The sequence below is a fragment of the Candidatus Hydrogenedens sp. genome (assembly GCA_035361075.1).
GTDB lineage: Bacteria > Hydrogenedentota > Hydrogenedentia > Hydrogenedentales > Hydrogenedentaceae > Hydrogenedens.
Genome location: DAOSBX010000010.1, coordinates 79,284 through 92,202, shown reverse-complemented (window position 1 = coordinate 92,202; position 12,919 = coordinate 79,284). Strand labels below are relative to the sequence as shown.

The 12,919-nt window shown below is 37.0% G+C and carries 7 protein-coding genes and 1 tRNA gene; 3 read left to right on the top strand and 5 right to left on the bottom strand.

The window, feature by feature from the left end; all coding sequences use genetic code 11:
• Positions 1 to 2: 2 nt before the first annotated feature.
• Both PLJ10_04975 and PLJ10_04970 read right to left on the bottom strand, forming a co-directional pair.
• A tRNA-Ser gene (locus PLJ10_04975) sits at positions 3 to 92 on the bottom strand.
• A 127-nt stretch (positions 93 to 219) separates the two neighbouring features.
• Positions 220 to 2,634: a PAS domain S-box protein gene (locus PLJ10_04970; GenBank protein ID HOK08997.1), complete on the bottom strand. Its 2,415-nt coding sequence runs from the start codon at positions 2,632 to 2,634 to the stop codon at positions 220 to 222.
• A gap of 158 nt (positions 2,635 to 2,792) precedes the next feature.
• Between PLJ10_04970 and PLJ10_04965 the strand changes: the two genes are divergently transcribed.
• On the top strand, positions 2,793 to 4,937 hold the full coding sequence (locus PLJ10_04965; GenBank protein HOK08996.1) for a beta-galactosidase: 2,145 nt from the start codon (positions 2,793 to 2,795) through the stop codon (positions 4,935 to 4,937).
• A gap of 67 nt (positions 4,938 to 5,004) precedes the next feature.
• Here the strand turns inward: PLJ10_04965 and PLJ10_04960 are convergent, their stop codons facing one another.
• Together PLJ10_04960 and PLJ10_04955 are read right to left on the bottom strand one after the other, a co-directional pair.
• Positions 5,005 to 5,580, bottom strand: coding sequence for a L,D-transpeptidase (locus PLJ10_04960; GenBank protein ID HOK08995.1), 576 nt, complete (start codon positions 5,578 to 5,580; stop codon positions 5,005 to 5,007).
• Positions 5,561 to 7,846: a family 78 glycoside hydrolase catalytic domain gene (locus PLJ10_04955; GenBank protein HOK08994.1), complete on the bottom strand. Its 2,286-nt coding sequence runs from the start codon at positions 7,844 to 7,846 to the stop codon at positions 5,561 to 5,563. The genes PLJ10_04960 and PLJ10_04955 overlap by 20 nt, the downstream gene beginning before the upstream one ends.
• Before the next feature lie 114 nt (positions 7,847 to 7,960).
• On the opposite strand from PLJ10_04955, the gene efp reads away from it, so the two are divergent.
• A complete protein-coding gene (gene efp / locus PLJ10_04950) occupies positions 7,961 to 8,527 on the top strand; it encodes an elongation factor P (protein ID HOK08993.1) in 567 nt (188 codons plus the stop codon).
• A 7-nt stretch (positions 8,528 to 8,534) separates the two neighbouring features.
• On the opposite strand, the gene PLJ10_04945 is transcribed toward efp, so the two are convergent.
• Positions 8,535 to 8,867 (bottom strand): hypothetical protein, encoded by a 333-nt coding sequence (locus PLJ10_04945; GenBank protein HOK08992.1) that lies wholly within the window; start codon positions 8,865 to 8,867, stop codon positions 8,535 to 8,537.
• 196 nt (positions 8,868 to 9,063) lie between these two features.
• Here PLJ10_04945 and PLJ10_04940 point away from each other — a divergent pair, with 196 nt between their 5' ends.
• Positions 9,064 to 12,909 carry a hypothetical protein gene (locus PLJ10_04940; GenBank protein ID HOK08991.1) on the top strand — a complete coding sequence of 1,282 codons (3,846 nt, stop codon included), beginning with the start codon at positions 9,064 to 9,066 and terminating at the stop codon, positions 12,907 to 12,909.
• The last annotated feature ends 10 nt before the right edge of the window (positions 12,910 to 12,919 follow it).

The following is a 12,919-nucleotide window of genomic DNA, read 5'->3' as shown; positions in this document are numbered from 1 at the left end:
AGTGGCGGAGAGAGAGGGATTCGAACCCTCGGTACGGTTTCCCGTACACACGCTTTCCAAGCGTGCTCCTTAAGCCACTCGGACATCTCTCCGTGGTGTATTGTTTTATTGAGATTTTGTATGGATTCGCTATTTACGATTATGGTGGTTATTATACTTTCTCTGTTCGATAAAAATCTACCAGAGGTGGTATATACATATAGGGGTAAGAATTTAATTTTAGACCATTTCGAGGGTGGAGTGTATGGTATTTAGTAGAGTTGATAAAACATAAGGTTTCTGGATGAAACCTATAAGTCCTTTCCCTACAAAACGTTCTATGACATCTTTTTCGTTGTATCCACTTGAAAGAATGACTTTGACCTTTGGGTTTATTCGACGCAGTTCACGGAATGTTTCCTCCCCATCTAATTGTGGCATTGTCATATCTAATAGAACGAGGTCAATTTGGGATTGATTATCACGGTATATTTGTATGGCTTGTAATCCATCTTCTGCGGTAATTACTTTGTATCCACTTATTTCCAGCATATTTCGAACGGTATCTCTGACTAATTTTTCATCATCAACTACGAGAATGTGCTTTTGTGTAATCAGATGTTTGGTTTCTGTGGTTGGGGTGAGATTTAATTGCTGTTGTAGTACCTGATTTTCAGATATAGGAAAGAATACTTTAAAGCTGGTTCCTCTTCCTATTTCGCTATAAACTCTTATTGCACCATTATGAGAGCGAACAATTCCTGCAACTGCGGATAAACCTAATCCTCTACCAGTAAATTTTGTTGTAAAGAAGGGTTCGAACATTCGTTCTTGAATTTCTTTTTTGATTCCTTCTCCGTTATCAATAATTTCTAAATAGACATATTGTCCTTCTTTACAATTTTCGCCGAAGTAGGTTGTTTTCAAGTAATTTTTGTCGCAGTGCATTTGTCGAGTAATAATCGTGATGATGCCTGGTCTGTCACCGATGGATTCGGCTGAATTTAGAATGAGATTTATTAGTAATTGCTGTATGTGTGCGGGGTCTGCGTCAATTAGAGGAAGTTTTGGGTCTAAATCGTATTTCACAGCAATTTTTTTAGAGACGGAAACCTCTATTAATTTTTCATTACTGGTTATAAGAGAGGAAAGAGAAATAAGGCGTGGGAATGTTTTCCCTTTCCCTGCATATGCTAATAATTGTTGAGACAAATGAGTTAGTTGTTTTGAAATGCGGATTATTTCCTGAAGGTAATAACGCGTTTCCGAGTCTGGAGGCAACTCCATTAAAGCCAAGTCGGCATTACCTATAATACCTACCAATAAATTATTGAAATCATGAGCAATACCTCCAGCAAGGATGCCAATACTTTCTAATCGTTGTGTTTGCTGTAGTTTTTCGTTTAATATTTGTTGTTCTTTTTCATCTTTTATCTTTTCTGTAATATCCATACCTGAATAGATGAGTCCGTTAATCTCCCTATTTTCTCCATAGAGGAATGCATGTCTTAGTAGCAGAATTTTTTCTTCGTTGTTGGAATTAATAATATACACTTCGTCCTCAATATCAGAGATAATTTTGTTTGTTATGATTTCCTTAAAGTGTTTTTGTAGTGTTTCCCTTTGTTCTGGAGATACAAAAGTTTCAAACCAATTTTTCCCTATAGCGGAAGTATCACATTTCAATACTTGGCATGCGGAGTGATTTAAATGTTGAATATTCCCATCCGAATCCAAAAGGATAAATAGAGAAGGAGAAAGGTTTAGAAAACCTATGCAACGGTCTCTTTCTTGCTTTATCGTCTCTTCAAGTATTTTCCTCTCTGTAATATCTGTGAACAGACCAATTGCTCCCTTAAATTTATTTGTCGTATCTAAAATAGGAGAGGCAGTAACGAGAAAGATGCGTTTTGTTTTATCAGCACATATTAGTGAGCGTTCATATTTATCAAATTCACCTTTTTTTCGTTTTTCTCTTTTTAATAGGGTATCTGCATGTTCTTCAGGTGGTATAAATTCGAGGGTCGATTTGCCAATCATCTCTTCTGGAGTAAAGCCAAGAATATCTGCCATTTTCTTATTGACGAACACTGTTTTAAATTCTTCATTAACGACCCAAATTCCTTCTTGAGCATGTTCAACTATATTTCTGTATTTTTGTTCACTTTCGTTTAGTTGGTTTTGAGTTTCAATAAGTTCTGTAATATCAACATCCATACAAAATATTGCATCTGAATCACCTATTTTTGAGGGTACCATTGTTGATAAAACATATTTTGTAGTACCAGACCTTGTTTGGATACTCCATTTTTTAAGTTCAGTAGGGGCACCTTTTTTTAAGGTGGTTTGTACAGTCTCGTCGAAAGATTGCCATTCCTCCGCAGGTAGTAATATATCCTTTATATTTTTACCGATGACATCTTTATCAAGATATTCATATAGAATCTCGCTGGCTTTGTTCCAGAAGAAAATTTTTCCATCGGTGTAATATCCTTGAATTGCTGTTAATGGTGTCGTTTGAAAAATATACTCATATTGACAAGGTGCATGTATTGAAGTGGTATCAAATGAAAATGTAACATCCCTTTGTTGTTTTGATTTAATCCGATGATATGATGTTTCGCTCTTCTCTGGTTCAATATTTGAGTCGGACATACTCAAGCCCCTTTTATAGTTGATATTTTAAAGATACAACAGCCCAATATGTAAACTTATTTTTGACCATGAAAGTCTTATTTATGTTTCTATTTTTTTATATTATCACAAAGATAAAAGTTATTTACACTCAAAAATGTAATAGTAAGGGAAAGAAAATGAACGGAATTAATCTTTTGTATATCGCGATATTCTTAATTTGTGGAACTGACAAAACTAATATTTCCCAATTTGCAATTGGAAATAGTCCTTTTATAGGTAGTGTAGAATGCCGAAAAGTAGATGTATGTGGTATTACCTCAAACGACAAATCAGGAATGAAGGTTCGTTTTAATATAAGTGATTGGCCTAATGTTTTTATTAAACCAAGTTCAGGGAGTTGGGACTGGTCTGAATATTGTTGGGTTGTAGTTAAGGTGTTTAATCCTGAGAACGATGTGGTTCGAATGAATGTAAGGGTTGATAACGAAGGAGCAAATGGGCATGAGTTCTGTATTACAGGTGGTTTTAATTTACCTTCTAAACAAGAAGAATCAGTTTCATTTTTATTGCCGAATCCATTGTATCCGTTTTCAGTTCCAAATGATAAAGAGCGCTTGGAGGTTTATTCAAAGCATCCATTATGGGGAATGCGCCGGGCACCTGGAAATTTTGTTGAGATGAGGGGGGAGAAATTTGATTTGTCTAAAGTAATAGGATTCCAAATTTTTTTGGCACACCCGAATGTCTCGACAAATCTTGTAATCCGTGAGATAAGACTTGAGAAACAGTTTGATTTGCCTGATTTTCCTTTACCATTTATTGATAAGTTAGGTCAATATAAACATGCAGATTGGAAAGGGAAAACACATTCGGAAAAAGAAATGGTAGAACATGCACAAAAGGAATTACAAACGATTAGAAAACGAGCTATTACCAGTAAAGATTTTGATGTTTATGGGGGGTGGAAAAAAGGACCTCAGTTAAATGCAACAGGATGGTTTCGGACGGAACTAATTGATGGATATTGGTGGCTTGTAACGCCGGAAGGACATTTGTTTTTGTCCATAGGGGTGGATTGTGTTGGGTTGAGCGATTTTACTTTTATAACAAACCGTGAGAAATGGTTTGAATACTTGCCTGATATGAATGACCCAAAATTTAAGAGTTGTTTCGCAAAGGCGGGCAAAGGAGGACATTGGTTTGGACATATTTTAGATGAAGGGTGGGTGTATTGTCCTTATAAAGCGAATATTATTCGTCAATTTGGGGAGACATGGGAACAGCCATGGAGTGAACAAACCACAGCCCGATTAAAGAGATGGGGATTTAATACTATAGGTGCGTGGAGTTCGGTTCACTTGTTTGTAGATAAAAAGATACCATTTGTTATCATTCTGGGACCGGGAAATGTACCAAGAATTAAGAATGCTCCGGGCTATTGGGGACCTATTTATGATGTGTTTGACCCTCAATTCGAAGAAATTGCAGAAAAGAATATCCAAAAAGGAGTGGAGGCTTATAAAGATAACCCCTATTGTATAGGTTATTTTGTGAATAATGAACTTTCGTGGGATGGGGTTTGGGAAGGAACGATAAAAAATGATTTGGAACAGCCCTGCAAGAAGGAATTTGTCAGGATGTGTCAGGAAAAATATGGAACCATAGATAAATTAAATGAGAATTGGAAGACATCATTTGCAGATTGGTCTGAAATTAATAAACCTGAGGAGGAAACAGATGCCTTTAAGCAAGACAGGGATGAATATCTTAGCCAATTTGCAAACAGATATTTTTCTGTCATATCACATGTTGTTAAGAAGAGTGCTCCGCATCAACTCTATATGGGTTGTAGATTCGCAGGATTTCCACCGGAATTTGTATGGAAATCTGCACAGAAATATGCGGATGTAGTAAGTATTAATATCTATCGCAAAGAGGTTCCGAAAGACCATGCTATGTTAAAAATTGCAGAAAAACCCATTATTATTGGTGAGTTCCATTTTGGAGCGTTAGATAGAGGTATGTTTCATACAGGACTGATTGCATGTAAAGACCAGAAAGACCGAGCAGAGAAATATGTGAATTATGTTGAGAGTGTTGTTAGACATCCTTTATTTGTGGGATGTCATTGGTTTCAGTGGGCAGACCAACCGATTACAGGCAGGAACTTTGATGGTGAGAACTATAATATCGGATTAGTGGATGTAACCAACAAACCATATCCAGAGCTTACAAAGTCCGCAGAAAAGATAAATAAAAAAGCATATTCAATCCGTCTAAAAGCCAGCCAAAAAACAGCAGATAGAACCACCAAAAAATAATCGTTGTATTCCTATTTTAGGGTATTGGTGTATTTTAAAAACAGTTTTGTGGAGAGATAAAGTTGTTTTATTCTTCTGTAATGAGGATTTTAGTGTGAAGAGGGATAATATTGTAAAGGGTAATGGCATCATCGTTTGTCAGACAGATACAGCCATGTGAGGAAGGAGTCCCTATAAGTTCTTCTTTGTTGGTTCCGTGGATATAGATATACCGTTGATATGTATCTACAATTTCATCTTTATTGTTGACCCCTTTGTTTTTTCCCTCTTCTAATCCATCAAGGCGGAGTATACGAGTTAGTATAAGGGATTTTTCGGTGATCTGGGTTTTGTCCCAAAGTCCAATGGGTTTACGGTTGCGAAAGATTTGTCCCCATGGGGCATGGTCGCCAATTTTTTCTACAATTTGGTGCCACCCTCTTGGGGTTTGGTGAGAATCTTTTTTTTCACCAGCTCCTTTTATCGCTGTTGAGCAGGAAGTTTGCCAAATAATTATGTTATTTTTTATGACATAGAGTTTTTGATTTTTTATTGAGACCCAAATACCAAGGTTTTCACCAATATGTTGTGCCCATTGATGTTTGTTTAAGATGTTCGTTTCTTCTGTGGAAAGGGGAGTTCCGTTATTGGGATGTGTTTTCATAGTCTACTTTGATTGTTTGTCCTTGTTTAGGTTTAGTAATTATTTTTATTTCTTTTGGTGCTAATACGGTGTATTGATTTCCTTTTTTGTTGATTTGTAAAGAATTGCCATAGGGTAGAGGTTTTTTAAGTTGCATGTCGGGTAAACCATTTATGTTTGCAGGTTCCAGTGCTATTTCATCCCAGCTGGGTGTTAAGGGTTTAATTCCTAATATATATTCAGCGATAAGGTATATTGGACAGCTACTCCATGCGTGACACCAGCTCATGTTTATTTTCATTTCAGGTTTCCACACTTCGAGGCAAGAGGTAGCACCGTTGCGGAGCATTTCTTTCCATGAATATTCGGTGTCGTTTGTTAATAATTTCCAGCCTAATTCGGGGTTGTTCTCTTTGAAACATGCTTCAATCACATAAGAAGCAATATAAACACCGCAAGATAATCCCTTTTGCTCGATTAAGGAGAAAATGTTTCTTTTTACTTCTTCATTTTTTACTAATCCGAAGAAGAGAGGGATAGCGTTACTGTGTAGGGAATAATGGGTAGACTCTGGTGCATCTTTATAAAGGTTTTTATCAGGGTCGAGGAAGGTTTTCTGGTAACTATCTTCAATCTTCTTTGCCTTTTCTAAAAGATTGGCATCTTCAATTCCGATTGTTCTTTGTATTTCTATTGTTTTAGTTATTGCACCGTAATAAAAGGCGTTGACAACTGCGTTTGGTTTGTTCAGAGCAAAATCGTAATCGAAATTATCGCGTAAATTTTTAGGCCAATCGATTAGAATGGGTTTTGTACCAGTGGATGTTAGCAGTCCATGTTCATTTTCATATTGAGCAAAGTATTTTAATAGGTTTGGTAAACATTCGGATGCTATTTCCTTTAAGAATTCTTTATCCCCAGAATGGCGGTAGTATTCCCATAACATAAGTGGGTATTGCAGTGAATACTCAGCAAATTCTTGAATAAACCCTGATGGTGCAACAGCCAATAGCCCTGGGTCAATTTTTGAAGAGAGGTAGAAATCGATTAGTGATTTTTTGGTTAATGACGTATCACCTGTGAGCCACATAAAGGAGCGGGATGTAATGACAGCATCACCTAAATATTGCCCTTTCTCACGAGAGGGACAATCTACAAATACTTCTTGAGAGCAAAGTTGAACCCCTAATTGACAAATGTCCCAGATATTTTTTAATTCTTTATCATTAGAGTCAAAGGCAACTTTGGTTGTATCGAATGGATAATGTCGTTCTTCTACCCAGACAGAGACTTCTTCTGGGGCATTTTCTAATTCAATATACCGAAAGGCACGATATTCGAAAAATGGAGTAATGTCTTCGTCTCCAGAAAGAATAATTTCTTCTTTATAATTGCAATTTGCTCGCATTTGCCATCGGACATTCCCTTTTTCGTCACGTTCTTCTCCATGGTACACAATCATTTTTTCACCTTTTTTCCCTTTCGTTTTTATACGGGTGTATCCGACGACTTCTCTGCCAAAGTCAAAAAGAATATTTCCTGTAGAAAGTACTTCATTTTTTATGGGATGGATAGGGATAATCGTTAATGGTTTTGCTGGTAAATCTGCAAATATGTAGTCATTTTCACTTAACTCGGGAGTTATCCAATGGGTATCGTCAAAGGTAAAAGATTGCCAATTTTTAGGGTATTTTTGCATATCTATATTTTCAAGGAATTGTGTTTTATATCCTGTTGTTTCTGTGATAATAAATGCATTAAGGGGGAAACATTTCCAAGAAGTGTCGGATAGAATTTCTGTTTTTTGGTTATTAGTATCTGTGAGGGTAAGCCTGAAAATAAACCCAGAACGATTGTCTCCACTGACACACACACGATTAATTAGCCCTCTATAATAGGTATGAACTGCTATTATATTAGGACCTGTCTTTATAAACTGTTTTATATCGTATTTAAAGTATGGATATGCAAAAGGATAGCCCGTTGTGGGACCTTCTAAAATATATTCTCCATTTATGTATAGCTTAAAATAATCATCAGCAGTAATATATAACTCTGCAGATTTAGGTGTATTTTCAACAATAAATTTTTTTCTAAACAATGTATGAACCTGATGAGGATTTTCTTTTACCCAATTATCTTTTCGATTTGTCATAAAGTCATTATTATGGCTACTATTTTTCATACGAGGGTCGGTGATAATTTGGGCATTTCCGAAGGGGTTTACTGACGGTGGAAAAGTAAGTAAAAGGTATAGTATTAATGGAGTAAGGGATATAAAATTCATAGGAAAACCTTTTATTAAAAAATCATTTTTACAAACAAGATACAAAGTATTTATAATATAGTATGAATAGAGGCAAAAAATAATCAACTGCAACCAAAAGAAAGGAATGAAAGGATGATTTCTGTTTCCGGTTTTCGTAGAGGTATGGCGATCCGTTATGAAGGAGATATTTGGGTCGTAGTAGAATTCCAGCATATTACACCTGGGAATTGGCGTGCAATGTTAAAAACGAAATTGAAGAATGTAAAGACGGGTAGAACGATGGAAGTCACTTTTCGTATGTCTGATGAAGTAGAGGAAGTAATGTTGCTGGAACGGAAGATGCAGTATCTTTATGAATCTGAGGGATTGCTGTATTTTATGGATTTGGAAACGTATGAGCAAACCTTTATTCCAGAGGAGATGTTAGGGGAGCAGAAGAAGTTTTTGAAAGAATCTGATTTGTGTTCTATTTACTTTCTTGAGGATAAGCCTATCATTGCGGAAATGCCTCCGTTTGTAGAATTAAAAGTAATAGAAGCGGAACCTGCTGTAAGAGGGGATACCGCAACCAATGTAATGAAATTCTGTACTTTGGAAAGTGGTGCAAAGATACAGGTTCCATTGTTTATAAAAGAGGGCGATGTTATAAAAGTTGATACACGAACTGGAAGATATATTGAACGGGTTTCTACAGGGTAAAATTTAATTATCCTTCGCCCATTTCTCCTAAGAACGAGTTCCGTTTATCATCAATAATTAGTACTAACTGCTGTCCTTCAGTGGTAATTTTTAAATTCTGTAAGTCAAAATTGTCTGGCAGAACTTGAATGTGGTCAATATTTTCACGAGGGATTAGTATCATTTTAAAGGTGTCATCTATCTGAACTCCACTTGCTTGCTGTCGCGTTAACATAATTCCTTTTGCTTCTACTACAATCCAATTTTCTGACCATACTGTTACTTTGCCGACATAAGAGAAAGGTTTTTGTTCTTTAAAATTTTTTTTCATCTTAATGCGGACAATTCTATCTTTAATCATAAATACTCTCCTTTTAATTTATCTATTAAATGATACAATTTAAGTTTGGTATTTATCAAAAAATAATAATTAAAAAATTGCAATTATGGAGGAAAAATGGTAATATTAATAGATAAATTAATTTTTTTATAGTATTTATTGTTTTATGATTTTTAAAATAATGGAAATAAACAATATATGTTTAGGAGAATTTAATATGAAGGTTCAAAGGTTATTACTTGTTCTTGTGCTTGGAGTTCTTACATCCACATTTGTTTTCGGTGATGCCTATTGGCTTTATTCGGCACGATGGGAAGGCAGTAAAGAGCTATCCGATGCAGAGATGGCAGGATTAGCAAAATTGCAGGGTTCGTTGGAATACGTCGAGTTTAGTGACGATGGAATTTTAATAAGGAATATTGTGCAATTTGGGAAGGTAGGGGTAGGTTTTCCTGGATTTACATCACTAAATCGAGCTCTATTGGAGAAGTTTGCAAATAATGCGGAGAAAGGTGTTTCGGAAGATGGGAAAGCGGTGTTTAAGGTTCAAATGGATGGGATTACATTGGAATGGTTCATTGCTCAAACGAAGGGAAATGAAGGGATATGTGAAACTCGGTGTTATATAAATAATAAGTTATTTTATATTGAGCAACGGAAGGAACTTTATTGTAAAGATGGTGTTCGTCCGACATTTATCCGTTGGGATTATCAGAGTGGTGATAAAAAGGGCACGATAGTTCAACTGTTTGAACCCTATTCTGGTGTCAAGTCCGATACAGATTCAGAATTTAAGGTAAAGGGTGGTTTGGAAGAGGTTATAAAGGTAGACCCTAAAGGAGACCCAGGAAAGGCAGTAGAAACACAACCTGTTCAATTTACTGCACCAATGAAAGGGTTAAATCTAAGTTTCGATTCGGGTTGGTGGCCGAATGGTAAAGGAGAAGGTGGATTTGAGGAACAGCCAGGTGGCTTCCCCGTACAGGTCCGTATTCGTGCGGCAGCGGTTGCTAATTATCAGGCGGATATTCAGGGATTTTTCCATTTAAGTGATAATTGGCTTATTGCTGGAAGTGCGAGCGGTTTTTGGGGTTATGATTTTGGTGGTGAGTTGTATATGAAAGCAGGTTTTGATATTGGGATAATTCCTCCTTTTATTGTTGACATTCCTTATATTCCTGATATATTGTTACGGTCTTCAAAATATGATTATTTTAATAGTTTTTTGTTAGATACAGTGTCTGTATTACAAGATGAGACACCTAAAACTCATTTGTTTGATGTAAATCTTGTTGATTTAATTTTAAAGTTAGTAGGTGTTACTTTGCCAGATTGGTTAAAGTGGATACCTTTCTCAGCAGGTGCTGGTATTGATATTTCGACGAAGACAGATGGTTCGCTTGAATGTGATACGATAAGTTTAGAAGAAGGGCTTTTGTTCTGGACAGAAGGGCAAACTGTGCCTGTCACACCAGGAGAAACAGGCTACCGTTCTGTAATGAATTACAATGAAATATGTAATCTGATTTTAACTATTAAGTTTTATCCAACTGTATATATTAGTATTTTTGGTGCGAGATGGGATTTGCCCATTATGACAATTCCGTGGTCTCCATTTAATGGACCTATGGACCTTGAATTTAGACCATGTGAAATTAATTTTACATCTGAACCGCCATCTCAACCTGCGACGGATTGGTTTACGGAAGATTTTGTTGTTGACAATGATTTAGATAATAAGCGATTATTGTTAACCCCAGCGAATAATGCCAATGGTTATTTTGCATGTACCACCACAGGAATAACAGATTATCCAGTAGATTCGATACTTTCAACCGCTGTTAATTTAGGTGATGATGCTTATGTTGAGGTGCCTTTGGCAGATGGGAAACAGGTTGTTCTTTATGGAGTGGCTTATGACCGTGTGTTTATTGGTAGTAATGGTTATTTAACCTTTACGGAAGGGGATACACAAAATAAAGAATCACCAGAGAATCATTTCAGTATACCGCGTGTTTCAGGTTTATTTGATAATTTAAAACCGAATGACGGCGGACAGATCTGGTATAAGCAATTAGATGACCGTTTTGTTGTTACGTATCATGAGGTCAGGGTTGATGGTAATTTTACGAATGATACAGCCAGTTTTCAGATAGAAATGTTTTTTGATGGTCGGATTGCAATTACCTGGTTGAATATAGAAGCCTATGATGGTTTAGCGGGTATATCAGCAGGAAAGGGTGTTCCTTCTGAATATAAAGAAAGTGACTTGTCCCGTTATGCTCCTTGTATTGAACCTGAGGGAAGTATAGAAGGTTTCCCTGAAGGTGGCTTTGAGGGAGAAGGTTCTGTGGAAGGTTCAATAGAAGGCGAAGGTGAACTTCCTGAGTGGTGTCCGAAACCTTGTGCTGTTTCGAACTGTGGCAATACTGCAATCCAGAGTAATACCCGACAGGCGTGGGAAGCATTTTGTGCATATATGGGAATGAATCCTTTATCTGTAGACCTTGATGATAATTTGATTATAGAAACAGGACAATTACAGTTGTTGGATGTTATATTAGGTAGTCCAGGTGCTAATAATCGGTGTTGTGTATTAACTGCATGGCAAAATAATTATTCTTTCTTTACTGTATTAATTGACGGGTTGATTTCCGAAGGGAAAATTTCAGAGGCATTACTATCACAGGTAAATGCGAGTAAATTAAAAGCGATGTTTGCAGGTTTAACCACGTTAGGAGAGGATTCTGCTGTGAACCTCGCAATTAATATTGGCAATCAAACAGGAGTGATATTCTCGGCATCACAAATTGACCGCTCTGCAAGCCAGTATTTAGGAGCAAGTGGTGACGCGGATACAGATAGAGTTTGTAACCTTGCTGAATATAATGCAACATTTGATGGGTCTACGGATAGCATATTTACATTTGTAATTAATGCAGTTGACCCGACAGCACGTAGTAATGGAGGTGGATGTGGTGCCCCGTGCTTTAGCGAAACAAATGAAGGTGAAATTTTACCAGTATATCAATTAACTGTAATGACGGAGGGGAATACTGCCCCTGTTTCAGTTCAAGTATCACCGATAAGTAGTGAGGGGTTAAATCCAGGATATTATTATCTGGGAACAAATATCACAGCGACGGCGTTTTATAATGATACAAGAGATATATGGCAAGGGTGGATGATAAATGGGCAATTTGTAGGGACTGCAAACCCGATATCGTTTAGCATTACTCAAAACACAGTGATTACAGCGTTGTTTGTTCCCATCCAAATTGAAGGTGAGGGAGAAGGTGAAGTTCCATCGATTATTCCTGTGATAGAGCCGTTTATTTTGGGATTAGGCACGGTTCCATCGGGTGAATGTAAAGAGGGCTCTTTTACCATTACTAACTCTGAGTTTAGTACAGGGGTATTAATTGGAAGTGCGGTTATAAATCCTGTAGATAGTTCGGTAGGAGATGCTTTCCAAATTGTCTCTGGGGCAAGTTACGAATTGACACCTGGTGAGGGACAGCAAGTCGTTGTAAGATTCTGTTCTGGAAACTTGGAACCCAAAGAGTATGTCGCTTTAGTTAGTTTTTCAGCGGGTGAAAATGTGCTTATCTATCCTGTTGTTGTCGGAGTTGAAGCATCTGCTGAAGGTGAAGGAGGTGGAGAGGAAGGAGAAGGAGAAGGTGTTATTGAAGGCACATTGGAAGGAGAAGGGACTCCAGAGGGGAGTGTTGAAGGTGCCACAGAAGGTCAGGTGATTACAATACAGCATAGTGCTGATACGAATGGAAACTGGAAGATTGAGTTACCAGAATTATTAAGGGTTATCCAGATATTTAATTCATGGGGTTATTATTGTGCTTTATCACCAACAGATACAGAAGATGGCTATGAAGTCGGACCAGGACCAAATCATAGTTGTACTCCTCACGCCTCTGACTATAATCCACAGGATTGGAAAATTGAATTGAGAGAGTTGTTAAGGGTTATACAGTTCTTTAATTCTGGTGGTTATCATAAAGACCCATTAGGTGAAGATGGTTTTGCGCCAGGTCAGCAAACTTAACATGTGTAGG